This window comes from Streptomyces sp. NPDC005784 (assembly GCF_042871525.1).
Taxonomy (GTDB): domain Bacteria; phylum Actinomycetota; class Actinomycetes; order Streptomycetales; family Streptomycetaceae; genus Streptomyces.
The window spans coordinates 1-23,192 of sequence record NZ_JBIAIQ010000054.1; the positions used below are offsets into that span (position 1 = coordinate 1).

Below are 23,192 nucleotides of genomic sequence, written 5' to 3' on the forward strand. Positions count from 1 at the left end.
CGGAAAGCCGTGTGCGGGAGAACTGCATGCACGGTTTGAAGCGGCGGGGACTGGAAACGGAGCATCAGCCACCGCGCCAGTCCCCGACCCTACTCAGTAGGTGTTTTCAACCCGGTTCGTCGAGTGATCATGGGTCCGGCTTGTGAGTGCATTTGCTGTCCAGAACGCTCTCGCTCTCGACGAGGTCCCGGCAGTCCTGGGAGAACTGGCCAGCCGTCACGTGCTGAGCGAGCTCGTGCACGCGTTCCGCTGAATCAGGCGGACGCCCTCGACCACGATCGTGGTCGAGGGCGTCCGCCTGCCTGCAAGGGCCTTACGGTCTGGGTCGGCGTCCGGCTGGGCTCCGCTTGGCCACGAAGACATGCGCGGCGGCCTGCGTGGGGAGTTCCGCGGCCTCCCCGTCGCTGCTGACCATCACGCCGCCGGGCAAGGACGTCACGCTCACGACCACGCCGGGCTGCACCCCGGCGTGCCGCAGGGCGTACATCAGCTGAGGGTTGGTCTGGATCAGCTCCCTGATGCACCGTACGACCGCGCTCGCGCCGTTCGGCCCGGGCTCAAGGTCGCTGAGGCTGACCATGCTCTCTCCGGGGAACGGATCCACGGTGCTCTTCCCGCCGAGTTCCTCCAGGCCCGGGATCGGTTTGCCGTAGGGCGACTTGGTCGGGTGCCGCAGCAGCTCAAGGATGCGGCTTTCGACGGCCTCGCTCATCACGTGCTCCCAGCGACAGGCTTCGGCGTGGGCCCGCTCCCACTCCAGCCCGATCACGTCGACGAGCAGGCACTCCGCGAGCCTGTGCTTGCGCATCACGCGCGTGGCGATCCGTCGGCCCTCCCCGGTCAGCTCCAGGTGCCGGTCGCCGGCGACGTGCAGCAGACCCTTGCGCTCCATGCGGGCGACGGTCTGGCTGACGGTGGGGCCGCTCTGGTCCAGGCGCTCGGCGATGCGGGCGCGCAGGGGGACCACGCCTTCTTCCTCGAGCTCCAGGATCGTGCGGAGATACATCTGAGTGGTGTCGATGAGTGGGGACATGCTGTTGGTCAGGCGGGGGTTTCGGCGGTGGCCGTCAGTACCGCGCGGCCGAGGATGTGGCCGGCCATGGTGAAGCCGAGGACGGCCGGGGTGGCGTCGGCCGGGACGCCGATGGAGGCGACGTCGAGGGCGTGCACGACGACGAAGTAGCGGTGTGGGCCGTGCCCGGCCGGCGGGGCGGCGCCGATGAAGCGGGCCGCACGGGCGTCGTTGGGCAGTTGGAAGGCGCCCTCGGGCAGGCCCGAGCCGGCGTCGTCGCCGGCGCCCTCGGGCAGCTCGGTGACAGTGGCGGGGACGTCGGCGACCGCCCAGTGCCAGAACCCGGACCCGGTGGGGGCGTCGGGGTCGTAGACGGTGACGGCGTAGCTCTTGGTGCCTGCCGGGGCGCCGCTCCAGGACAGCTGCGGGGAGATGTCCTTCCCGCCGGGGACGCCGGAGGAGTACTGCTCGGGCGACCATGCGGCGCCGTCGGTGACGGTGGTGCTGGTAACGGTGAAGGAGGCCACCTCGGGGAGGCGGGCGAAGGGGTCGTTGGCGCTCATCGCGTCGTTCCTTTCAGGCCGTGCCGTGGGTTGGCGGTGATGCGGCCGGCGGGGCTCACAGCGTCGTGTGGAGGCACCGCCACCGCCTTTCATCAACCGCTGGATCGACCATAACACTAATAATCGATTATTCGCTGGATCGTCTATGCTGGGGGCATGACTCAGACGGTCCACACCTCGACCTCACCGGGGAAGCAGATGCTCTCCGAGCAGGTCTACGCACACCTGCGGGACGCGATCATGCGCGGGAACCACGCCCCCCGTGACGCCCTCAAGCCGCAGGACCTGGCCAAGGAACAGGGCGTGAGTCTGGCCGTCGTGCGCGAGGCGCTCGTGCGACTGGTCGGCGAGGGCCTCGCCGACCGGCTGCCCAACCGCGGCTTCGCCGTCCCGGCCTGCTCCGACCGCCGCTGGCAGGAGGTCGCGGAGGCCCGCCGGACCATCGAACCGGTCATGCTGCGCATGTCCATCGAGCGCGGCGACCTCGACTGGGAGTCCCGTGTACGAGCCGCCCACCACCGCCTGGCCCGCACCCCGGCGTACGCGCCGGAGGAGGGCGAGTACTACAGCGGCGCATGGTCCGAAGCCCACCGGGTCTTCCACCGCACCCTGCTGGAGGGCTGCGGCAACCCCGTCCTGCTGGAGACCTTCGACCGGACGTGGACCGCGAGCGAACTGGCTCGCCGCTGGTCGGCGCACCGCGTCCCCGACCGGGACCACGCCGGCGAGCACCGCCAGCTGGAGGAGGCGGCGCTGGCCCGCGACGCCGACACCGCGGCCGAGGTACTGACCCAGCACCTCACCCAGACCGCAGCCGGACTGACCGGCTGCACCCTCCGCGAACCCGCGGAGTAAGCCTGATGCGCCTCGCCGACCCGGCCGGAGATCTGGCCTGATCACCGACACCGCAGCTGTGGACGGCGCCGACGCTAGTGAGATTCCGCCTGCCCAAGCCACTGCGCGACGAGTTCGAGGCGTTCGCCAAGGGCAAGGGGCCCACGCCTTTGTGGCGCGGGGTTGGCCTGCGGCGATGTTCGAGAGCAGGTAGATGCCGCTGGCGTTCAGCGCCTCAAGCTCAGCTGTCCTTCTCGTGGCTGGATGACAGGGAGGACCTCATCCCTGCCACCCAGGTCGGCGTGAAGATCCCCGTACGAGACGGCACCGTCGGACAAATCCACGCCGTCACCAGATTCCTTCTCCCCGGAACCGGCTGCCTGTGGTGCGACGGACTGATCAACCCCACCGACCTCGCCATCGACATGCACACCCCCACCGACCGAGCCGCCGCACAATACGTCCCCGGCACACCAGCCGCCAGCGCCCTCCCCCTCAACGCCCTCACCGCCGCCGAAGGCGTCAGCCACTTCATGCACGCCGTCAGCTGCCTCCACGACGACGACCTCGACCACGCCAACGCGCTGCACTGCCCCCGCACCCGAACACGAGACCTCATCAACTCCCGCACCAACCCCGACTGCCGATGGTGCGCCCCGAAAGAGCAGTTCGCGCTCGGAGACCGACCGACCGGCAATGTGGCATCCAGCTGACAGAGCAGCCCCACGAACCGAAGTGATTCACCGAGAGCTTCCCTTCGGTAGCGGACCTACCAGCGCATGCCCAACTGATGGAGTTCCGCTCGGCGCTCCGGGCGAGCGTGTCGGGCCGCCGCCGGGTGTTGTCGAGCCACCCTCCGAGGCGGACGGACGTACCGTTCCTCAGACCGTGTTTGAGATCTGCATGGGACGATCCTTCGGTGACTCGATCCCTGAACCGTCACCGCTCCCTTGAAGAGCTCGAACGCGACCGATGGTCGGCCCCGTCAGCCGACGACACCCGCCTTGTCGCTACTGCACTCGCGTTGCGACGTCGACCGATCGGCGAGCTGACGGTCGAGGACATGCGCTTGCTGATCAGGCAGGACATAGGCTTGTCCCACCTCCTGCCACTGGCGCTGGAGGTACTGCGGGAGAACCCGATGGCAGAGGGCCATATGTACGAAGGTGATCTGCTGTCTGCGGTCCTCGCCAGCAATCCATCGGTCTGGGCCGAGTTTCCCGAACTCGGCCGAGAGCTTCGCGTGATCGTCTCGAAGTTGACCGGACTGCCCCCTGACCTGCAACAGAGCGTTGAATGCTTCCTGGTTCCATAGAACGCCGGCGCAAGATGCTTCCCCTGGAAGGGAAAGGGGCGACGCATCTACGGAGCGTCTCGCAGGAGCGAGCGCGGGCCCGGACGCGTCGCCGGTCGACCACGGGTGAGCCGGCGGACCATGATGCCGATCGTTGCCCAGCGGATTATGGTCTCTGAACGGGCTGGGCTGGTCTCGTAGTCACGGGCGAGGCGGCGGTGGGCGGTGAGCCACGAGAAGGTGCGCTCGATCGCCCATCTCTTGGGCTGGACCTGGAATCCGCGCTGGTCCGGTGCTTTGCGTACGATTTCCAGCTCACGACCGAGGATCGTGCGTGACCATTCCACGAGGCGGCCGGCGAAGCCTTGGTCCGCCCAGATCTTCTGCACGCCCGGATGGTCCAGGCGACTCCACAGCAAGGAACGCTTCGCACCGTCGCGGTCCTGGATGTTCGCCGCGCCCACGTGAACCGCCAGCAGCAGGCCCAGGGTGTCCGTGACGATGAACCGCTTGCGGCCCTTCACCTTCTTGCCCGCGTCGAAGCCCCGAGTGCCGACGGGGACCGTATCGGCCGTGCGCACGGACTGCGAGTCGATCAGCCCGGCGCTCGGCTCCGCGCTACGGCCGTCAGCCTTGCGTACCCAGCTTCGCAATGTGTCGTGGACCTGCTCGACGGTGCCGTCGTCGTGCCACCAAGTGAAGTACCAATACACAGTGGGCCAGGGCGGGAAGTCTTTCGGCAGCTGGCGCCAGGCGCACCCGGTCCGCACCACATAGAAGATCGCATCCACGATCCGCCGACGCGGGTGCTTCTCCCGCCGCCCACCCTTCGGCCCGACCCTCGCCGCCGGCAGTAGCGGCTCGACCAGAGCCCACTGCTCATCCGTCAGATCCGACGGATACCCGCCCCCAGAGCCATTCACGCAAGGCTCAACGCCCCCTCCTGCCCTGGGACACGGCAGATCTCAAACACGGTCTCAGGCAGGCGCTGACAGTCCATCACTCTCAAACTCGCCTGGGAGGGTTGGGCCCGGAGAGCGAGAAATTGGAAGGAAAAATAGTGCAGGGGAAGGCTGAGGTCTTTTATCGACGAGAGCATGCGGACAAGCACCCCGTGCTGGGCGTCGACGATATTGACGGCCTCATCGACACGCTTCTCGCCAGTTCGGAGCTCGGGAATACGGCCATCCTGTACTCCTTGGATCGGCCGCTTCTCGAGTATGGCAAATCCGGATCATGAGCTCCGGGTCGGCGTGGACAAGGACCTCCAGGTGGGCATTCTCGCCTTCATTGACGAAATGGGAAACATCGAGAGATGACGCTCTCTGAGGACCCGCCGCCCGCTTCGAACCCCGCGAAACGTGAGTTTTCCGTCATGGCCGACGGGCAACTTCACCTGGGAGCATGGTTGCCCATCGGGTGGACGGGGGGAAAGCGGGATGACCACTGCGCACAGACGGGTTCGTGCGGCCGTGATCGTTGCGGCGGTGCTGGCGGCCGCCGGCTGTTCCGGCGGGGGCGGTGACGACGCCGCTTCCAGCCCCTCCGCGACGACGACCGCGGCGGCCCCGGCCACCACCCCTTCGACGGCCTCGCCCACCCCTGCGGTCAAACCGTCGGACATCTACCCCACGAACGCGGCCGGCTGCCATCCGAACGCGAAGTGGAGTAGGGCGAAGGCGGTGGACTGGGTCGACTGGGGGCAGGTCGGCACGCCGGCCCTGGGCCCGGGAGAGGTCCGGTTCCCCAAGTCCATGCCCGGCTTCGACGGGCCCTTGTGCGACCGGGTGACCGTCCAGGTCCAGTACTGGCGCGTCAACTACCGGCCGTCCAGCTCCACTTCGGCCGCCGACCCGCTTTCGAGGGAGGTGAACTACGACTACGCCCTGCAGTTCCTCAAGCGCACCGAACTGCACATCGACGGCCGCAAGGTCCACGACGTGAAGCCGCCGAAGGGCTTCGCCTCGGCCAAGGCCAGCCCCTGTGACGGCTTCCTGGAGGCGATCTACGTTGGCGCACCGCTCAAGAAACGCGAACTGCCGACCAAGATCAGCACGGGCAACACGATCGTCGGCGACGACGTCACCTTCCCGACCAAGCGCGTGGTTGACTACCACGTGTTCGCGCCGTCCGCGCCCCAGCTCTGCGACGACAACGGCATCCCCACGGCATCCCCCGCACCGTCCGGCTACCCGTCGTCCGGCTTCGGGCTGTCCACGCCGTCCTACCCCGCCTTCGACCTCACCCCGAAGAGCTGAGCGGCCGGGGGCTACGCCAGCACGCGCGCCAGAGCGAAGCCGAACGTGGCCCTTGCTGCCCACCGTCTGCAGCGCCGTGCCGGTCAACCTCGGGTGGCTGCCGATCAGTTCGATCACGGCCCGGCTGCCCACCACGTCCGGCGAGGTGCTGCGGGCGTCGGCGACCTGGCCCTGCCGTACGACGTTGTCGACCACGATCAGGCTGCCCGCGCTGGGGGAGGCGGAGCGCCCACTCCAGGTACTGCGGGTCGTTGCTCTTGTCGGCGTCGATGAAGACCAGGTCGAAGGGGGCCGGGTTCTCGTCGGCGAGCTTGGGCAGCGACTCCAGGGCCGGGCCCACCCACACCTGGACGAGCGCGTTGAGGCTCGCCCGCGCGATGTTGCCGGACGTCACCGCACATCCAACCGCCACGACTACCAACCCGGCGAACCTACGCGGTCACAGCACTAGACACGCTCTCCACAGGCCGAAGCGTCCCCCGGTCCGCCGCCTCACCTGAGCCTCGTACCACCCGACCACGACTGACGAGCAGACGGCGAACTGACAGGGGCTATCGCATGCCTTCCATACGGCAGACACGCTCCCAGCAGCGCCTCCAACCGGCGGGTTCCTGATGACCCTGCCCTCCCGTCGGCGGGGCCCGTGCAGGATCACCGCGAAATCAGGATCTTCGTAGCGCGCGGGCCCTGACCTGACCAGGCCGTCAGGGCGCTGGTCAAGGTGAGCTTCGGTGTAGTGGGTGAGGACCAGTGCCGCCACGGTCCCGGGTCCTCACCCTTCGCGCATCGACCGGTGCGCCCTGCCCGATGTATGTGGCCGGGGGCAGCGGACACGTCGTTCGGGCCGGAGCCGGCCACAGGGATCGTGTCGGGCCGACTGCACTCCACAGTGAGCCCGTTCGGCAGGCGCCGCACGCCGCGTCCGTACTTACGAGTAAGGCCAGCATGCGATTCCACCTCTGTGGTGGCATGGGGCGGGCCAACGGTCATCTCGCGCCGCGGCGCAGGACAGCGACGTGAGCGACTGAGATGTAGAGCGCTCAGGGAGATGACGGCGAGTGTTCCTCGGGGTGGCGAAGGAGCGGACCTGGGCCGGCAGCTCGGCGGCCAGGGACTGCGGGGGACAGGTAGCCGCGTTCCCGGGCTGCTTTGATCCAGTCCTTGATGGTGGGCTCCGGCCGGTCGAACAGGCTGGCCAGGCGCCGGGTAAGCCCAGGTCCGTTGATGGCTTCGCGGAGATATGCGTGGGCCACTCTGTGCAGGAGGCCTTCGTCGAGCCGCGGTCGCCGTCGCTGCGCCGGTGTGGCGAGGAGGTGTGCGTTCTCCAGCGCTTGCACGGTTCGGGGCGCCAGGTCTGGTTCCGCCGCCCGGGATCGCCCGAGGACGATGACGCCCTCGTCTCTCCAGGACTGGTCAGCCAGTTCGGCTTGGGCTCGGGCGAGGATCTGGCCCACAGTGATGCGACGCAGCACGTCGCCGGTGATCGGCACTAACACTGCCGGCCGCTCATCCTGGTCCGGCGCGTAGGGTGACGGGGGCCGTCTCACGCCTCACGGGTGAGAGGGCCCCGGCCCGGGCAGGTCTGCCGACGGTCGCCGCCCGGCCCGTGCCGGGCAGCGGGGCGTCAGCTCCCCGGCGGGCCGGTCTCGTTACTGATCGTTCCGGTCAGGGCGGAGGCCCCGGCGGTGGGAATCGAGCCCCGTCTGAGGTAGCGCCGAGGTAAGCCCAAAAGCCGCCAGTACTTGATCTCGGCGCCCTGTGCGGTATCAGCCGTCACCCATTCGGCCGAAGGTCGTTGGTGCTGATACTGACTGATCTCTGGGCCTGGGGCGGGACTTGTGACCTCGATCGGGGAGTCCCTTCGACGTGTGGGAGGCGGCCCATCGAGCCCGTATCGAGAAGGCCATGGGAGAGCGGCTGGACATGCCGCGCCAGGATGACTGATCGATAGACGCCGTATTCAACTTCCGTTCGCCTGTCCGTTTCCGGTGAGACGGGCGCTGCCAGCACGCTGCTTTCGGCACGGTCGAACTCACCGAGGAGACAAATGAAGAGAAGGTCGTTTGCAGCCGTGGGCCTGGCCCTGGCGTTCAGCGCGATATGGGCCACCGCCGTGACGGCGAACGCGACCGACTCCGGGTCCGGGGCCCGTGCGCCGTTCACGCTCGCCGTGTACGGCGACGCCCCGTACGGCACCTCCCCGATCGACACCTCCGAGTTCGACGGGACGCCGGCGTTCATCGCCAACGTCAACGCCGATCCGGACGTCAGCACCGTGATCCATGTCGGCGACATCCACTCCGGCAAGCAGTACTGCACCGCCGCTTACGACCAGTCCATCGCCGCGCTGTGGAAGACCTTCGCGGATCCGATGGTCTACACCCCCGGCGACAACGAGTGGGCCGACTGCCACAAGGCCAAGGAGGGCGGCGGCACGTACAACCCGCTCACGGGGCAGATCGACTACGTACTCGATCCGGCCACCGGCCAGTCGGTGGACTACGCCTCCGGCAACCCGGCCGCGAACCTGGATCTGGTCCGCAAGACGTTCTTCCACGAGCCGGGCCACACCCTCGGCAGCGGGACACTGCGCGTCCTGTCGCAGGCGCAGCTGCCGAACTGGGCGCACCCCGAGGACGCTAAGTACGTGGAGAACGTGCTCTGGGTCAAGAACGGCACCCTGTTCGTGACGGTCAACGTGCCCGGGGGCTCCAACAACGACGCCGACCCCTGGTACGGCGCGCCGACGGCCTCCCAGGAGCAGCTCGACGAGGCCAGCCAGCGCACCGCGGCCGACCTGCGCTGGCTGGACACCGCCTTCGCGCTCGCCAAGGCCGGCGGCATGTCCAACGTCGTCGTCACCACCCAGGCCGACATGTGGGACCTGGACGGCAAGACGGCCGACCACGTGGCGAACTACGAGCCGGTCGTCTCCAGCCTCGCCAGGCACACCGCTGCCTTCGGCAAGCCGGTGCTCCTGCTCGTCGGCGACTCGCACGTCTACCGCTCGGACAACCCGCTCACCCAGGGCGCGCCTTGCACGGGCGACGAGGACGTCTGCGCGTACGACGCCTGGAACAGCCACCCCGGCTACGCCGTCCGGAACTTCCACCGCATCGTCGTGCACGGAAGCACCACACCCCTGGAATGGCTGAAGCTGACCGTCACCCCAGGAGCCCACAACCCGACGACGTCCACCTCGTTCGGCCCGTTCACCTGGACCCGCATCACCGGGAGCTGAACAGCAAGACCAGCGGCGGCCCGAGGACTACCTCGGGCCGCCGCTGCAAGCCGGTTGCGTCAGGTTCCAGGCTTGAAGCGGCGGAACATGTCCGGGAGGAACTGCTGCAGAAGGGCCTCCGCAGCGTCGAGGTGCTTGAGTTCACTGTGGCCGAAGCGGAACTCCTCCTGGCAGGAGGAGCCCACTTCGGGGGGTGTGTGAGGGGTTATTCCGTGCGCAGGCCTTCCGGGCGCATCATCCGCAGCAGCGGCGGCAGGCTGAGCAGCGTGACCACGCCGACCACGGCCGCGCCCACGCCGGTCATGGTCAGGACGCTCGCCCAGTCCATGGCCACCGGTGTACGGGTCATCTTCAGCAGCGCCGAGCCAAGGGTGATGCCCACCGATGTGGCCAGTACGAGGCCGAGTCCGACCGGGAGGGCCGTCTGCCACAGTACCGACAGGGTCAGCGTGCGGCGCCGGGTGCCGAAGGCGACCAGCGCGGAGAGCAGCTTCCTGCGCTCGCGCAGCTGCTCCAGCTGGGAGACCAGCAGACTCGCGCCGATCAGTGCCAGCACGAAGGCGGAGCCGACGAACAGGCCGGTGCGGATGGAGGTGTACTTGACGTCCTCCTGGGTCGCCGACCAACTGTAGGTTTGTGCCAGGGGGTCGATGCGGGCGACGACGTTGCGTATGTACTCCCGTGAGTCCGGCACCGACGGGTCCAGACGCAGGTAGACACCGTCCGAGAACACCGCGGGCGCGGCCTTTTGGGGCAGGGCGGCGGGGGTGACCAGCAGACTGGTGTAGTCCTGCAGTGAGTCCTTGCGCGCGTTCACCTCCCGAATGTTTGCCGGAACGGTCCAGGGCACCTCGAGGCGGCGTTCGGCGCCGTCGTATGACGGGTCGATGTAGAGCTGCCGACCGGGCTTCACCAGGGCGATTTCGGATGCGTTGCTGGGGTCCGAGTAACCGCTCCGCGTTCGCGTGATGAACACGTCACCGTCCTTGCAGGAGGGCAATGTGGCGAGTTCACGCAGGGCGGCGCAGTTACCCACGGTCAGGCCGTTGCTGTTCTCCGGGTTGCGACGTGCGTCCCCGTACTGGGAGCGGGCCAGGGCCACCGCGGCCCGGACCCCCTTGGTGCCGGTGAATTCGCGCTCGATGCCGGGCAGCGGCTTGGGGCCGCTGAAGTCGACCTGCATCTGGACCCGGCTGGGGTCCTTGCCGGTGCTCTTGGTGTACTGGCTCTGCGTTCCCGTGAAGAGCATCTGCAGCGCGATGGCCCCGGCCACCGCCACGGCGATGCCGTTGACCATGCGGGCGGCAGTGCCGCTACTCAACTGCAGTCGTCGCACGGCCAACTGCCAGGACAGCGGGCCCTTGCCGAGCCGGACGACGACCGCCTCCACGGCCCAGGGCAGCAGGGCGGTGATGCCGATCAGCAACATCAGGACGCCGCCGATGACGAGGTACTGGTTGAAGTTTCCGTTCTTGTGACCTTGGCCGATCATCGGGTAGAGCATCGCGAGGCCGGCCAGAGTCGGCAGCAGCCGCCACCACAGCCGACGGCGACTCTGCTTGGCAGCACGCACGACACCGAGGGGTTCGACGACCACGCCGCGCATCGCGAGCAGCGTGACCAGCACCGCGGCGACCGGCACCGCCACCGCGACCAGCGCGGCAAGCGCGGGAGTGGGGTCGAGGTAGCTGGGCCAGACGCTCACGCCCAGCAACTCGCCGGTGCCCAGCTTCTGGCGGCCGAGCAAGAAGAAGCCGGTGCCCACGGCCAGACCGAGCAGAGCTCCTGCCAGCGCCTCGCCCGCCGCGATCCGCCGGGTCATCCCCCGGTCGGAGCCGACCAGGCGCAGCGCGGCGAGGCGGCGGTCGCGGCGTTCGCCGCCGAAGCGGACGGCGGCGGCGATGAACACGGCGACCGGCGTCAGCAGCACCACGAACACGACCAAGACCATGAGCAGCAGCACCGGGTCGCTCTTCTCGGGCGTCGCGTCCGGTTTGCCGAACTTGGCCAGCCGTGTCACCAGGGAGGAGTCCGTGAGCTTCAACCCCGAGGCGCCCGCGTAGTAAGCCAGTTCGTGCGAGCCGATCAGCCCGCTCTCGCCGATCGTGCCGGTGATCTTGTACGGCAGGCGCTCCCGCAGCAGTTTCGCGTCGTCCGAGTCCAGCAGGTCCTTGAGCGCGGGGGAGACCACCATCTCGCCCTTACCCGGGAAGCGGTCGACCCCGGGGGGCAGCGGCGCCCGCCTGCCCTCGGGTTCGACGAACCGGCCCCGGACGTCGTCGTCGTGCCAGGTGGTGTCGGCATCGGCGATCAGGAAAGTGTTGTCGGCCTTGGGCGGGACCGTCTGGGAGTACGTGTTGGCGTAGCGGGCGTCCTCCACCTTGCTGCGGGAGGTGAACACGTTGGGCATCGCGGTGCACAACAGGAGCAGAGCCACGCCGAGGCCGACGCCGACCGCTGTCAGCGTCATTCGGACCCAGCCCTCGCGGCCGCCGGTGACGGCGAACCGGGCTCCCATGGCCAGGTCTCTGGACCACTGGCGCGGACTCATATGGCGCGCTCCATGTCCCGGGACTTGCCGTCGCGTACGACGATCTCGCGGTCGGAGTAGGCGGCCACCCGTGTCTCGTGGGTGACGAGGACGACGGCGGCGTTGGTGGAGCGGGCCGCGCCGGTGAGCAGTTCCATCACGCGCTCACCGTTGTAGGAGTCGAGCGCGCCGGTCGGTTCGTCGGCGAACAGCACCCGGGGGCCGGTGACCAGCGCGCGGGCCACGGCGACGCGCTGGCCCTGGCCGCCGGAGACCTCGCCGGGCCGCTTGCCCTTCAGGTCGTCGACCTCCAGGCGTTCCATCCAGCCGAGCGCCGCCCGCTCGGCTTCCTTGCGGGAGGTGCCGTTCAGCCTGAGCGGCAGGGCGACGTTTTCCACGCAGGTCAGTTCCGGCACGAGCTGCCCGAACTGGAACACGAAGCCGAACTCGGAGCGGCGTAACGCGCTGCGCTGGGCGTCGCTCATCGTCGTCACCTCGCGCCCGTTGTATGTGATCGACCCGGAGTCGGGCGGCAGGATGGCCGCGAGGCAGTGCAGCAGCGTCGACTTGCCGGAGCCGGAGGGGCCCATGATGGCGACGACCTCGCCGGGGTGGATGGAGAACTCGGCGCCGTCGAGGGCATGGGTGTGCCCATAGGTCTTGCGCAGGTCCTGCGCGGTGAGCAGGGAACCAGGGGGAGGAGTCGTCATCGAGCTACAGCCTCACGGAGTTTGTCGAGTCGGGCGGCGGTCAGCTCCAGCCAGCGCAGGTCCGCTTCCAGGTGGAAGAGGGCGTGGTCGCAGATCAGCTGGTCCGCCAGATCGCCCTCGCGCTTGCGGTCGGTCAGGATGCGCATGCTGCGCAGGTGTTCGGAGCGTTGGGTGTCCAGGATGTCGGCGGCGTCCCGATGGGTGAGCAGCGCGAGGACGACTTTGGTGTAGAGGGCCGACTGGAGGTATTCCTCCGGCTTCTGCGGGGTCGCGAGCCACCGCTCTACGTCGGTGATGCCAGCGTCGGTGATCGCGTAGCGCTTGCGCTCCGGGCCGCCGCCGGCCTCGATCCCGTCGACCTCGACGAGGCCGTTCTTCAGCAGCCGGGACATCGTCGAGTAGACCTGGCCGTAGTGCAGCGGTCGGTCGTGACCGAACGTCTCGTCGAAGGCCCGCTTCAGGTCGTAACCGTGTCGCGGGCCGGACTCCAGGAGCCCCAAAAGGGTGTGACCGATGGACATGACCCGCACTATACACGCCGTGTATACGCGGCGTGTATACACAGAGTGTGTAGCTCATGGCGAGGGTGTACGACAGCGCAGGTGAGGGAGCCGGGAATTCCGATCGTCACGGTCCGGAAACGGGCAGTCAGCTGCCTCGACTGCTCATGACCCGCTTCGAACAGCTGTAGGTCGACCGGCGAGGCGCCCGGCCGGTCGGGCAGAGAGCGGCGGTCCGAGCCCTTGCACCGTCACGGCCATCTCCTCGGAGACCATGTCAAGCCCGCCGACCAGGCCGTCCGCGACTCGGCGAGGTCGTCAGGGCTGTCGAAGGTGGGGTTGGGGCCCGGCCACGCCAACCAGGTGCGCTCGTGCGGGGGAGGCGTGGGATGTGGGTTCGTAGACGGTACTGTCGCGGAGCAGCGCGAACAGCACGCTGCTCACGTTGGTCCATGTCTTCCCCGGGCCCAGGGCGGAGGAGCCGTCGGCAGGCTGTCCGCCGGACTCGTACAATGCATTCTTCCGCCGCTGGCGCGACCACGCCCTGGTCAGGGAGTTCCACGACCGGCTGGGCGCCACGGTCCGCGAGAAGCTGGGCCGCGACGCGGAGCCGAGTGCGGGTGTGATCGACTCGCAGTCCGTCAAAGCGGACGCCGTCGTCGGCTCCGACAGCCGCGGGTTCGACGGCGGGAAGCTGGTCAACGGCCGCAAGCGGCACGTCGTGGTCGACACGCTCGGCCTGCCGCTGGGAGTGATGGTCACCGCCGCGGACACCGGCGACCGCGCCGCCGCCCAGGTCCTGCTGCGACAAGTCGCCGACGCGCACCACCGGCTCGCCCTGGTCTGGGCCGACGGCGGCTACACCGGCAGCCTCGTCGAATACTGCCTGACCGGGCTCGCGCTGGTCCTGTCGATCGCCAAGCGCAGCGACGACATGCGTGGCTTCGTGGTGCTGCCCAAGCGGTGGATCGTGGAGCGGTTCTTCGCCCACCTGATGCGCACCCGCCGCCTTGCGCGCGACTACGAGCGCCGCACCACCAGCGCCGAAGCGATGGTCTACTGGTCGATGATCCTGCTCATGACCCGCCGCTTGGCCGCGACGCGACGACGTCTGCAAGGGTGAACCGGCCCGGCTGCCGCTCGGCGAGCCAGCCGCGTGCCACCAGGCGTTTCGCCTTCGACCGCAACACCTCCACCTCGGCCGGCACCGCGTCCAGGCCGAACAAGACAGCCAACTCCTGGCAGGTCAGCGGCCCTTGACGGAGCCGATGCCGGTCCGCGAGCGCCTGCACGATGCGCTGATAGTCCACCGACAGCACCGACCAGGCCAGCCCCTCACGCCACACGGGCACCTGCGACTTCGGCCTCGCGGCCTCTGCCTTTGTCGACGTCGGCACGGCCGGAGCATGGTCCTGCCCGGTCTCGTCCACCGGATCCAGAACCTCACCGACGCGCGAGCGGGCGACGGCCCATTCCTTCCACTCCAGCTCGGCCACGCTCAACTCGGCCTGAATACGGTCGGCTTCCTCCCGCAACGCATCCACCCGGCGGCGAGCAGCGAGCTCGCGCTGTTCCAGCAGCCCCAGGACCGACGGCATCCACAACCCCCACAGAAGCGATGACACGACAGCCCACCACTCCCACAGAAACACCGCCTCTATCCCTGACCAGCGGAAACGCAGCCCTCAAGCACGGAAAGACTGTGAGGATGATCAGGTACCGCTTCGAGCGGTGGCCTGACTCGCGGAAAGACTCAACAACTTCTGAGGTCGGGGAACACGGTTCCTCCTGGGGTGTCGGTCGCGTTGGTCGTGGGGGCGCCGGGTCGGCCAGCCAGGTAGGCGGATCGACGGACCCCGGCCGTTGCCGGACGGCCGGGGTTGGCTCAGGACGGCGGCGAGGTCTCAGGTGGGATCGGGCGCACCTCCGGTGCGCTGCTCCAACTCCCACAGGGTCCGGAAGAGTCCGGGTTCGCGGGTGAGCTGGGCGTACGTTCCCTCCTGGACCAGGCGGCCCTGGTCGAGAACGACAATCCGGTCGGCCACGGCGACATTGGCGAGCCGGTGCGTGATCAGAAGGATGGCCCGGTCCTTGGCCAGGTCCCGCAGGCCGGTGAAGACATGGTGCTCAGCTCGGGCGTCGAGGGCGGCCGTGGGCTCATCCATCACCAGGAGCTCGGCCTTCCGGTGAAAGGCCCTGGTCAGGATGACGCGTTGCCATTGCCCGCCGGACAGCTGGTGGCCGCCGAACCATTCGCTGGTCAGGAGGGTGTCGAGGCCGGAACGGAGGGCGGGCAGCATGGCCGCGGCTCCGGACGCCTCGCAGGCCGCCATGAGCGCGGCGTCACTGGTGTCGCCCTGCCCCAGGGTGACATTGTCGCGCAGCGTCAGCGGCAGGTAGGTGAACCGCTGCGGTGCCACCGCTACGTGCTTCCACGCCTCCCACGGCTCCAGCCGCGCGGTGGTCTTGTGGTCCCAGGCCACTTCCCCGGAGGTCGGCAGCAGCAGCCCGCAGATCAGCCGGGACAGCGTCGTCTTCCCCGACCCGTTCTCCCCGACCAGCGCCACGATCTCCCCGCGCCGTACCGTCAGCGACACCCCGGCCAGGCTGTCCTTCTCCGCACCGTCGTACCGGTAGGTGGTCGCGGACCTCGAACCGTTCCGGCGGCGCTGGCAGTACCTCGGACCCACGCGAGGCCACCATCGCCTGCCCGTGCGCGTTGTCGATGAAGTTCTGCCAGTCCTGCACGTACCAGCCGGTGCGCACCAGCCGGGCCCCGCCGTTGATGATGCCGCGGACGGAGCCGGTCGCCGTCTGCAGGGCGAAGACCGCACCGCCCCCGGCCGCCAGGTCCATCCGGCCGGATACCAGGAGCCACAGCAGCGTCGCCCAAACCGCCGCCGAGGCGATTCCGCCGGCCGCCGCACCGGCCAGGCCCATCCAGGCCCCGGTGTTCGCGGCCTCGCGCTCGGAGACGTTGACGGAGGCGGCCAGGCGCCGGTAGCGGCCGAGGAGGAAAGGACCGGCGAGGCAGGCCCGCATCTCCTCGCTGGACTCCATGTAGGACATGTGCCAGCGCAGCTTGTGCAGCATTCGCCGGCGCCCTGACGTCTCCAGGCTCGCGAGGTACACCACGCGGGCCGCGCGCACGTATGCGGCGGCCTGCGGCAGGCACGCCAGGAGAAGCAGAGGCAACAGAACTGGATGGATCACGGTGAGGACGGTCGCGCCGGCGGCGAGGGTCGCCGTGGCGCCCAGCACGTCCTGGGCTTCCTCCACGAGGTCGGGAGTGACCTGGGCGCCGCGGTCGGCGATGTCGTACTGGTCGTTGTACCCCGGCTTGTTGTTCGCCGCGGCCTCGGCGCCGAGAGCAGCCTCGACCATGCTGACTTCCGCGGCACGGGCGAGCACCGGCCGCAGCCGCCCGGTCAGCCAGGTCACCGTGACTCCCAGCAGGGCGCGCAGCCCGGCGGCCACGGCGATGACGGCCAGCTGCGGAGCCGCCTCCCGCAGACGCTCGGTGATGTCGCCGGAGGAGATCAGCGCGGTGAGGGTGCCGGTGACGGCGAACAGGCCCAGTGCGGCCAGCACGCCGGTGCCGATCTGGCACGCGAGCAGTCCGGCCGTCGCGCCCCGGTCCACCTGCCACGCCATCCGCAACGACCGACGCACCAGCACAGGCAGGCGCCGCGCCATCGTGGTCGTCGTCATCTGCGCGCCGGCTTGGAGCCGAGACTCGTCCCGGTACTGGAACTCCTCCTCCTGCGCCGTGCCCTCGCCATCCGGTGGAGTCCCCTCCGCTTCGTCTGTACTCGGCTGTGCGGCTGTGCTGCCCGAGGTCAAGTCGATCCCCCTGTCGGTCGGTCACGGCTGGTTCGTGAGGCTCAACGACACAGCCCTGATATCGAACACACGTTTTTCGGTCGGTCCTGAAGTCCCGGGATAGAGCGTTCGAGGAATCGTGGAAGCTGCACGGACCCAGTTCGCGCAACGGCACTGACACCAAGGGCGGTTGGCCGAATCGCCGAGGTTCGCAAGCGCCGCACACCAACGGGCGCGTTGGTGCGTATGGGGCCCGTCGGGCTTGTAGAGTGCGGGGCTTCCGGAACGGCACGACCCTCGTGGAGCTGACTGTGCACGTGCTTGATGGCCGCCCTCGAGCGGCACATTCCGGCGGAACCCCTCTTCGGGCTGAGCGGAGGGCGATGACCTGTGGCGATCACTGATTCCGACATCGCGGGAGTGCTCACCGCCTATCTGGAGCGCTACCCGCAAGAGGCCGGACAACTGGGCGAGCCGCTGCGGCTCTTGGCCGAAGGCCGAGGGTTCGCCTCGCGGCGTACCTTCCCGATGCACGTCACCGCCGGCGCGCTGCTGGTTCGGGACCACGCCGAGGTCCTCCTGATCGAACACCTCGCGTACGGGATCACTTTGCAGCCAGGCGGTCATCTTGAACCGACCGATAGGACGCTGATCGGCGCAGCCATGCGGGAGCTGTCCGAGGAGACCGGCATCGACCCCGAACAGGTTGTCCCTGTCTCGGCGCACCCCGCCTATATCGAGTTCGGCCAGGTGCCGGCCAGGCCCGCGAAGGACGAGCCGGACCACTACCACCTGGACATCGGTTATGCCTTCGCGACGGGTGACGCCGAGGTCGGACGCATCCAGGAGTCCGAGGTGACCGGCGCCGCCTGGTACCCACTCGATGTGGCGGAGCGCCTCGTCGGATCCCGGATCGCGCGGGCGGTCACCACATCGACCGGAATCAGGTAACCCCTGCACCACCGGAAGCTCTCGCGGCGGCCAGCTACCGGTAGTTCGTTAAATCCGGCGGTAGAGGTCAATGCCGTGTCCGGTGGTGACCGCGTCGATCAGGGCCTGGAGCTCGGAGGGTGGGTCTGTGTCCGTCCAGGCTTGCCACCATCGGGTCAGGGTGATGGCGGGGGTGAGCCAGGAACGGATGGCTCGTAAGGCCCTGGGCCAGCAGGGCTGTTGGGGCCGGTGGGGTAGGGCTGGGCCCCCTCTCTGGCCCCTCGTCGGGGCAGGGATCCGGCGCGGTGGCATCCAGCGGTCCCGGCGGGGCGAACCACTGGTCCCAGCAGAAGGAGAAGGCGCAGTTGACCAGGGTCTGGTGGCGGCGGATGGCGCGGTCGGAGCGGACTTGGAAGTCGGCCCAGCCGAGTTCGTCCTTGACCTGTTTGTAGCTCTGCTCGATCCAGGGCCGCAGGCCGTAGAGGCGGACGATCTCGGCGAGGTCGGCCGGCGGGTGCGGGCCGGTGCTGGCGTGGGGTGCGTCGGGGTGGGGAAGGTTGGTGGCCAGGTACCAGGTGGCCTTCTCCGGCAGCCGGGCCGGGTCGGTGGTGGCCACGACCAGTCGGCAGGGTGAGTCGGGGCCGTAGCCGCCCAGGCGGGCATCGGCGGCCCACCAGGTCTCGGTGTGCCCGTCGCGGAAGTGACGCTCCACAGGTGTCCAGTCGCCAGGATGCTTGGCGTCCTTCCAGGTCAGGGCGTGGGCCGCTTCGATGGGGGTGTGCGGCTGGTCGGCCCGGGCCCAGGTGCCGCGGTGCGGCTTGAGTGCGACCACGTAGGCCAGGCTGGCCTCGCGCAGTGCGAGGTACCAGGTGTCGCTGACGGAGTAGGCGCAGTCGGCAACCACCGCCCGGCAGCCGAAGCCCGCCTCCTTCCCCCGGGCCGCGAGGGCAGCGGCCAGCTGCGGTTTCGTACGGAAGGCCGGATCGGACTGGCCGCGGGCGAAGTGGTGGGCGGGGGTGTAGGGAGTCGCGTGCAGCGGGTAGTACACGCGGCCGTCGGTCCACACCGTGGTCACCGTGACGATGCCGTTGTCCGTCTTGCCCAGCCGGCCCAGCCACTGCCGGCCCACGTGCGCAGTTGCCGTGCCGTCCTTGCGGTCCCCAGAGTCGTCGATCACGATCACCCCGCCGTCGTGCGGAGCCGTCGCCGACTGCTCACGCAGCAGTTCAAGCCGCCGGTCGTTGACCAGCTCGGCCTCCCACGGCGACTCGGACAGGAAGAACTGCAGCCGCTGCACCCCCGGCATCCCCGCCACCGGCTCCGCCCCGGCCAGGTGATCGTCTTGTTCCGCTCCCGCGGCGCCAGCAGCCCGGTCAGATACTCGCGAAACCCTCGCCGCTGGGCCAGGCTGAAGAACAGGTCGTCGAACCGGGCCGCGTACTCCTCCAACGGCCCCGGCGCAGGCGGACACGGACGGCGAGCAGTCATCTTCAGCCCCCACCAAGGCAGTTGGCTCCTACCACCGGCCTACGACCAACCCGACCTGCCGTCAACCCACACCACCACCGGATTTAACGAACTACCGGTAACGGGCAGGGAGCATCCCGTCGTAGAAGGCACTGGGGCGGGCGCGATGGCGTCACGCCTCCTCCGGGAGCTCGGCGACGATCACGAGCCAACTCGTCACCGTGACGTCGTCTGGCTTGTCCCGGCGGTCGCCTCGGCGAGGTTCGCCATCTTCTGCTCGTAGCCGCCTGACCTCCAGCACTCACCGGGAACGAGACCATGAAGACCTGCGACAACACCTCGGTCGGCATCGTCATCACCGATCACCAAGGCCGCTGCCTGATGTTCGACCGCGCCACCTTCCCACCCGGCACGGCACCTGCCGCCGGCCATATCGACGACCACGGGACCGCCGAGGACGCGGCCCGCGCCGAGGTCGAGGAAGAGCTCGGCCTCACCGTCACCGGCCTCACCCACGTCACCGGCGGCTGGCGGGACAACCCATGCCGTCGCCTTCCCGGCGCGCGCAGCACCGGTCACCGTCACGAATGGACCGTCTACCGGGCCACCGTCACCGGCGACCTCACCCCGAGCGCCCACGAGACGAAGAACGTCCGCTGGATCGCTCCCGATGCTCTGCAGGAGCTGGCAGACCGGACGGTTGCCTACGCCCGGGGACACATCACCGACGCCGAGTTCGAGGCCGCGCCCGGCATCAAGCCGGTGTGGATGCAGTGGCTCGCCAACATCGCCGCGATCCACATCAGCCCCGACGACCTGCTCCGGGTGGACCAGCTCACCAGATGATCGCAGCACGCCCTCCTGACCTACCGCGGCCGCCGCCCGGCTCCATGCCGAGCTCGACGCGCCGACTCTGCGCCATCGGCCGGCCCTTAAGTGCCCTGCTGCTACCGCGGGCCCGGACAAGCGAGTTCGCTGCCCGGGGTTGCGGCTTGTGTGAGGTACGCCGGCCATGGGGGTCATGAACTCAGCGAAGAGCGTCACGCAGGGCCTCCTCCATGGCAGGGAGCCGGTCCAGCAGCATCAGAGCTGCCTCGTGCCGCACCCGCCCGTAGGCCTCCATAGCAGCGTCGAGGATGTGCGGTCGTTCCACTGGTACCGACAAAGGAAAGGCCGAGCAGAGCATGGCTGCACAGCCGACACGAAGCGAGGACACGAGGTCGTCCACGGACGCCTTCGGGTTGGCGTCCCGGTAGGCCAGGGTGAGATCGGTGTATCCGGTGAGCCAGCTCTCCGCACTGTTGTCCAGCACGCTCTTGGGGTCGCAGCCAAGACGCGCGATCTCCCAGGCGAGGTACCCGGGTGCGGGCGGTCGGAAGTCTACGATCGCGGCTATCTCGTTGTTTTTGAACAGGACGTTGGGGCCGGCCGTGTCGCCGTGCAGGACCTGGACGGTCAGCTGTGGAAGCAAAGCGAGGGCGCGCTCGACGTCCCCCAAGATGGCTTGTCGCTCATGGGCTGCCTGCAGCGCCCACGTCTCGAACTCCCCGAGCCTGGGCATGTGCTCGTACGCATGGATCAGGTGCTCGAAGCGGTCACGTGAGGCGGCCACGTCGCACACCGCGGCACCGGGTTCCAGGGTGGGGGCGGCGGCGGGGTGAGCGGCAAGCCGGCTGTGGAGGCGGCCCATCGCTGTGCCGACGGCTGCCCACCGTGCACCCGTCAGGCCGCCTTCGGCGCTCGCGGTGTGCGGCACGTACGACCACAGGGACATCGGCAGCCGGCCGTGAGCTTCGATGAGTTCGTGCTCGCGCGTGCGAGTTGCCCGCGCGGTCGCGACACCTCCGTCGGCGCAGTACTCGGACAGTTCGACCGACGCCCGCTCCAGATCCAAGTGTTCCCGAGTCCGGTAGACCTTGGCGAAGTGCCGTCGGCCCGCCTGGTCCACGACGGCGTAGTTGTCCGTCGCGGTGCCCTCCGGGATACGCGCTATGCCTGCCGGGTGCAGCCCGTACACGATCACCAGCGTGGCGGCGACCGCCGTGATCTGCTCCTCCTCCGCGGTGCGGCCGGGCGTGGAAGGCGCGGCAACAGGCTTGGGGGCGGGCTGCTGAGATGCGGTGGACATGGTCTCCTCGTCGAAGCGCACAGCGATAGCGGTCAGATGATGGGCGGGCGCCAGGTGGTTGGGGCGATCCGGAGGCGGGCAGGTACCGTGGCCGCCAGGTCTTCAGGCGAGCCGCGGCGGGTGCAGCGGGGCCGCAAGATGGCCGACGGACAACGCTCCTTGACGTCCTCCCGGCCCTGAAGGACCGGGATTCCCTTTTCAGGTGGCTTGGCCGGTCGCCCGGCTGCCGGGTTCCTGCTTCGCGGACCGGCCAGCGCCGAGGTCTCCACAGGCTGACACGGGCTGTCCGCCCGCGTGTCGGATGTTCTTGGCCGCGTTGACGTCGGCGTGCTCTGCGTGCCCGCAGTCTGCGGCTTTGCATCGGAAGACCGCTTGGCTTTCGCGGTTGCCTTCCGATACGAAGCCGCAGGCGGAGCACCGCTGCGACGTGTACGCGGGATTGACCTTCACCAGCGTTGTGCTCGTATAGCGGGCCGCGCTAGTGAGGGCGAGTTCGAGGCGGTGCCATCCCTTGTCGAGGATGGCCCGGTTCAGACCGCGCTTGGCCGCGACGTTCCGGGCCGGCTCGGCGAGGGTGCCCGAGGCCGAGGCGGACATGTTGCGGATCTTGAGGTCTTCCAGGACCACGAGAGCGTTCTTCGCCGCCAGGTGCGCAGCGGTCTTCGCGCAGAAGTCCCCGCGCCGGTCGACCATCCGGCTCGTGATCCGGCCCATCGCGTGGATCGTCTTGCGCCGGTTTGCGCTGCCCTTCTTCGTTCGGGCGAGCTGCTGCTGAAGCCGCCGGTACCGTACGGCCTCGCCGTCCATGATGAACGGCCGGTCGAAGAACTCGCCGTCGGAGGTGACAGCGGCACTCTTCACCCCGCGGTCGACACCGACGGCCGTGCCTGGCACCGCATGCCACTCGGGCGTGACGGCCTGGTCGTCCACGAGGAACGACACGAACCACTGGACGCCCTTGCGGGACACGGTCGCGGAACGGATCTCACCGCCGAGAGGACGGGACCAGCGGAAGCGGACCCATCCCAACTTCGGGAGCTTGGCCCGGCCCCACTTCCGCCCCAGCCGCTCCATGGCGATCTGCTTGGCGTCAGGGAACCGGAACGAGGGGGACCAGCGTGCCTTCGACCGCCACCGCACCTTGAACGTGCCGTGGTCCCGACAGGCCCGATCCAGGTCCTTAAGGGTCTGCTGGAGAATGTGAGAGGGGGCGGCCTTCAGCCACTCGTGCTCACGCTTGGCGTAGGCCAGCTCCTTGCACTGCGGCGCGTAGTTCATCCACGCCCCGCGCCTGCGGCACTGGCGCCGCTGGTCCAGGCCGGTGTTCCACACTGCCCGGCACACGTTCGCGAACTCCTCGCACTGCGCGGCTTGTTCGGCCGTCAATTCAAGCCGGTACCTGCGGCCCGACCGCATCGGAACACCCCCCTCCAACTGATCTGATCAACATAGCGCGGGCCACTGACAACGCAGCGAACTCCGCCGCTACGCGGCTCCGGCACGATGAGCTAACCCCGCCCTAAAGGACGGGGCCTGCGCTCAAGAGACCCGGTCAATGCGGTCATCTGATTGCGCCTCCCCCGTTCGGGTTGTCGCAGTACCCGAGCCCGACCCGGTACCGCCACCAGTTGCCGGCAGGAGACCGGCCAACCAAGCCGACAACGCGGCTCCCTGCCGCGCGACTCGGCTGATCAAGGCGGTGAACGCGGTAACCGACGTCGGCTTGCCGTGGCGCGGGTGACCAGTTCGGCATCGCACAGGCGGGGCGGAGGGCCGATCGGTGGGCGACCAGGTCGGGATGCTCGTCGCATAGGGTGCTGGCGCGAGGGTGTCCCCGACGTTCGCGGTAAGACGATCTTGGACACCTTCGTTCTCGTCTCCGCGGGCTCCCCTCGGGCCGCAC

General features: G+C 68.9%; 20 protein-coding genes and 2 pseudogenes. 9 read left to right on the top strand and 13 right to left on the bottom strand.

What is annotated here, in order from left to right; translation table 11 throughout:
- Positions 1 to 313 precede the first annotated feature (313 nt).
- Positions 314 to 1,033, bottom strand: coding sequence for a metal-dependent transcriptional regulator (locus ACFYR3_RS41600; RefSeq protein ID WP_355858408.1), 720 nt, complete (start codon positions 1,031 to 1,033; stop codon positions 314 to 316).
- Positions 1,034 to 1,041: 8 nt separating this feature from the next.
- Positions 1,042 to 1,575: a YbhB/YbcL family Raf kinase inhibitor-like protein gene (locus ACFYR3_RS41605; RefSeq protein WP_389287402.1), complete on the bottom strand. Its 534-nt coding sequence runs from the start codon at positions 1,573 to 1,575 to the stop codon at positions 1,042 to 1,044.
- 156 nt (positions 1,576 to 1,731) lie between these two features.
- Here ACFYR3_RS41605 and ACFYR3_RS41610 point away from each other — a divergent pair, with 156 nt between their 5' ends.
- The 3 genes from ACFYR3_RS41610 (at position 1,732) to ACFYR3_RS41620 (ending at position 3,724) form a co-directional block, all read left to right on the top strand.
- The gene (locus ACFYR3_RS41610; RefSeq protein WP_389287404.1) at positions 1,732 to 2,430 is read left to right on the top strand and encodes a GntR family transcriptional regulator; all 699 of its coding nucleotides are present in this window, start codon (positions 1,732 to 1,734) and stop codon (positions 2,428 to 2,430) included.
- A 281-nt stretch (positions 2,431 to 2,711) separates the two neighbouring features.
- On the top strand, positions 2,712 to 3,122 hold the full coding sequence (locus tag ACFYR3_RS41615; RefSeq protein ID WP_389287406.1) for a hypothetical protein: 411 nt from the start codon (positions 2,712 to 2,714) through the stop codon (positions 3,120 to 3,122).
- Positions 3,123 to 3,328: 206 nt separating this feature from the next.
- Positions 3,329 to 3,724, top strand: a complete 396-nt coding sequence (locus ACFYR3_RS41620; protein ID WP_389287408.1) for a contact-dependent growth inhibition system immunity protein — start codon at positions 3,329 to 3,331, stop codon at positions 3,722 to 3,724.
- A gap of 47 nt (positions 3,725 to 3,771) precedes the next feature.
- On the opposite strand, the gene ACFYR3_RS41625 is transcribed toward ACFYR3_RS41620, so the two are convergent.
- Positions 3,772 to 4,626: an IS5 family transposase gene (locus ACFYR3_RS41625; RefSeq protein WP_389287410.1), complete on the bottom strand. Its 855-nt coding sequence runs from the start codon at positions 4,624 to 4,626 to the stop codon at positions 3,772 to 3,774.
- Positions 4,627 to 5,142: 516 nt separating this feature from the next.
- On the opposite strand from ACFYR3_RS41625, the gene ACFYR3_RS41630 reads away from it, so the two are divergent.
- A complete protein-coding gene (locus tag ACFYR3_RS41630) occupies positions 5,143 to 5,961 on the top strand; it encodes a hypothetical protein (protein WP_355858428.1) in 819 nt (272 codons plus the stop codon).
- Positions 5,962 to 5,972: 11 nt separating this feature from the next.
- Here ACFYR3_RS41630 and ACFYR3_RS41635 read toward each other — a convergent pair.
- Positions 5,973 to 6,355: pseudogene (locus ACFYR3_RS41635) on the bottom strand (O-methyltransferase); the annotation flags it as partial.
- Between the two features lie 850 nt (positions 6,356 to 7,205).
- Here ACFYR3_RS41635 and ACFYR3_RS41640 point away from each other — a divergent pair.
- Together ACFYR3_RS41640 and ACFYR3_RS41645 are read left to right on the top strand one after the other, a co-directional pair.
- Entirely contained in the window at positions 7,206 to 7,454 is a 249-nt protein-coding gene (locus ACFYR3_RS41640; protein ID WP_389287412.1) for a hypothetical protein, read from the top strand.
- Positions 7,455 to 8,008: 554 nt separating this feature from the next.
- Positions 8,009 to 9,202 (top strand): hypothetical protein, encoded by a 1,194-nt coding sequence (locus ACFYR3_RS41645; protein WP_355858431.1) that lies wholly within the window; start codon positions 8,009 to 8,011, stop codon positions 9,200 to 9,202.
- Between the two features lie 59 nt (positions 9,203 to 9,261).
- Here the strand turns inward: ACFYR3_RS41645 and ACFYR3_RS41650 are convergent, their stop codons facing one another.
- From ACFYR3_RS41650 to ACFYR3_RS41665, 4 genes are read right to left on the bottom strand one after another with little or no spacing between them, the layout of a single operon-like run.
- A complete protein-coding gene (locus tag ACFYR3_RS41650) occupies positions 9,262 to 9,387 on the bottom strand; it encodes a hypothetical protein (RefSeq protein WP_356786464.1) in 126 nt (41 codons plus the stop codon).
- A 20-nt stretch (positions 9,388 to 9,407) separates the two neighbouring features.
- A complete protein-coding gene (locus tag ACFYR3_RS41655) occupies positions 9,408 to 11,753 on the bottom strand; it encodes an FtsX-like permease family protein (RefSeq protein WP_099938967.1) in 2,346 nt (781 codons plus the stop codon).
- Positions 11,750 to 12,442 carry an ABC transporter ATP-binding protein gene (locus ACFYR3_RS41660; protein WP_389287414.1) on the bottom strand — a complete coding sequence of 231 codons (693 nt, stop codon included), beginning with the start codon at positions 12,440 to 12,442 and terminating at the stop codon, positions 11,750 to 11,752. The genes ACFYR3_RS41655 and ACFYR3_RS41660 overlap by 4 nt, the downstream gene beginning before the upstream one ends.
- Positions 12,439 to 12,963: a PadR family transcriptional regulator gene (locus tag ACFYR3_RS41665; RefSeq protein ID WP_389287416.1), complete on the bottom strand. Its 525-nt coding sequence runs from the start codon at positions 12,961 to 12,963 to the stop codon at positions 12,439 to 12,441. Before ACFYR3_RS41665 ends, ACFYR3_RS41660 begins: the two co-directional genes overlap by 4 nt.
- Positions 12,964 to 13,387: 424 nt before the next feature.
- Between ACFYR3_RS41665 and ACFYR3_RS41670 the strand changes: the two genes are divergently transcribed.
- Positions 13,388 to 14,065: an IS5 family transposase gene (locus ACFYR3_RS41670; protein ID WP_355858441.1), complete on the top strand. Its 678-nt coding sequence runs from the start codon at positions 13,388 to 13,390 to the stop codon at positions 14,063 to 14,065.
- Here ACFYR3_RS41670 and ACFYR3_RS41675 read toward each other — a convergent pair.
- Together ACFYR3_RS41675 and ACFYR3_RS41680 are read right to left on the bottom strand one after the other, a co-directional pair.
- Entirely contained in the window at positions 14,019 to 14,540 is a 522-nt protein-coding gene (locus ACFYR3_RS41675; RefSeq protein ID WP_355858444.1) for a hypothetical protein, read from the bottom strand. The genes ACFYR3_RS41670 and ACFYR3_RS41675 overlap by 47 nt on opposite strands.
- A gap of 306 nt (positions 14,541 to 14,846) precedes the next feature.
- Positions 14,847 to 16,785, bottom strand: a pseudogene (locus ACFYR3_RS41680) (ATP-binding cassette domain-containing protein).
- Positions 16,786 to 17,154: 369 nt separating this feature from the next.
- On the opposite strand from ACFYR3_RS41680, the gene ACFYR3_RS41685 reads away from it, so the two are divergent.
- On the top strand, positions 17,155 to 17,715 hold the full coding sequence (locus ACFYR3_RS41685; protein WP_389287418.1) for an NUDIX hydrolase: 561 nt from the start codon (positions 17,155 to 17,157) through the stop codon (positions 17,713 to 17,715).
- 67 nt (positions 17,716 to 17,782) lie between these two features.
- On the opposite strand, the gene ACFYR3_RS41690 is transcribed toward ACFYR3_RS41685, so the two are convergent.
- Complete coding sequence (locus ACFYR3_RS41690) at positions 17,783 to 18,991, bottom strand: IS701 family transposase (protein ID WP_389287420.1); 1,209 nt, start codon at positions 18,989 to 18,991, stop codon at positions 17,783 to 17,785.
- A gap of 488 nt (positions 18,992 to 19,479) precedes the next feature.
- On the opposite strand from ACFYR3_RS41690, the gene ACFYR3_RS41695 reads away from it, so the two are divergent.
- The gene (locus ACFYR3_RS41695; protein WP_389287422.1) at positions 19,480 to 20,007 is read left to right on the top strand and encodes an NUDIX domain-containing protein; all 528 of its coding nucleotides are present in this window, start codon (positions 19,480 to 19,482) and stop codon (positions 20,005 to 20,007) included.
- Positions 20,008 to 20,188: 181 nt separating this feature from the next.
- Here the strand turns inward: ACFYR3_RS41695 and ACFYR3_RS41700 are convergent, their stop codons facing one another.
- Complete coding sequence (locus tag ACFYR3_RS41700; protein WP_389287423.1) at positions 20,189 to 21,289, bottom strand: phosphotransferase enzyme family protein; 1,101 nt, start codon at positions 21,287 to 21,289, stop codon at positions 20,189 to 20,191.
- 198 nt (positions 21,290 to 21,487) lie between these two features.
- Entirely contained in the window at positions 21,488 to 22,705 is a 1,218-nt protein-coding gene (locus tag ACFYR3_RS41705; RefSeq protein WP_389287425.1) for an RNA-guided endonuclease InsQ/TnpB family protein, read from the bottom strand.
- Positions 22,706 to 23,192 lie beyond the last annotated feature (487 nt).

What these genes read in the sequence shown, in the direction of transcription:
- ACFYR3_RS41600 (WP_355858408.1), bottom strand. Translation starts at nt 1,033, where the DNA reads ATGTCCCCACTCATCGACACCACTCAGATGTATCTCCGCACGATCCTG.
- ACFYR3_RS41605 (WP_389287402.1), bottom strand. Translation starts at nt 1,575, where the DNA reads ATGAGCGCCAACGACCCCTTCGCCCGCCTCCCCGAGGTGGCCTCCTTC.
- ACFYR3_RS41660 (WP_389287414.1), bottom strand. Translation starts at nt 12,442, where the DNA reads ATGACGACTCCTCCCCCTGGTTCCCTGCTCACCGCGCAGGACCTGCGC.
- ACFYR3_RS41665 (WP_389287416.1), bottom strand. Translation starts at nt 12,963, where the DNA reads ATGTCCATCGGTCACACCCTTTTGGGGCTCCTGGAGTCCGGCCCGCGA.
- ACFYR3_RS41630 (WP_355858428.1), top strand. Translation starts at nt 5,143, where the DNA reads ATGACCACTGCGCACAGACGGGTTCGTGCGGCCGTGATCGTTGCGGCG.
- ACFYR3_RS41705 (WP_389287425.1), bottom strand. Translation starts at nt 22,705, where the DNA reads ATGCGGTCGGGCCGCAGGTACCGGCTTGAATTGACGGCCGAACAAGCC.
- ACFYR3_RS41675 (WP_355858444.1), bottom strand. Translation starts at nt 14,540, where the DNA reads ATGCCGTCGGTCCTGGGGCTGCTGGAACAGCGCGAGCTCGCTGCTCGC.
- ACFYR3_RS41645 (WP_355858431.1), top strand. Translation starts at nt 8,009, where the DNA reads ATGAAGAGAAGGTCGTTTGCAGCCGTGGGCCTGGCCCTGGCGTTCAGC.
- ACFYR3_RS41695 (WP_389287422.1), top strand. Translation starts at nt 19,480, where the DNA reads ATGAAGACCTGCGACAACACCTCGGTCGGCATCGTCATCACCGATCAC.
- ACFYR3_RS41700 (WP_389287423.1), bottom strand. Translation starts at nt 21,289, where the DNA reads ATGTCCACCGCATCTCAGCAGCCCGCCCCCAAGCCTGTTGCCGCGCCT.
- ACFYR3_RS41655 (WP_099938967.1), bottom strand. Translation starts at nt 11,753, where the DNA reads ATGAGTCCGCGCCAGTGGTCCAGAGACCTGGCCATGGGAGCCCGGTTC.
- ACFYR3_RS41610 (WP_389287404.1), top strand. Translation starts at nt 1,732, where the DNA reads ATGACTCAGACGGTCCACACCTCGACCTCACCGGGGAAGCAGATGCTC.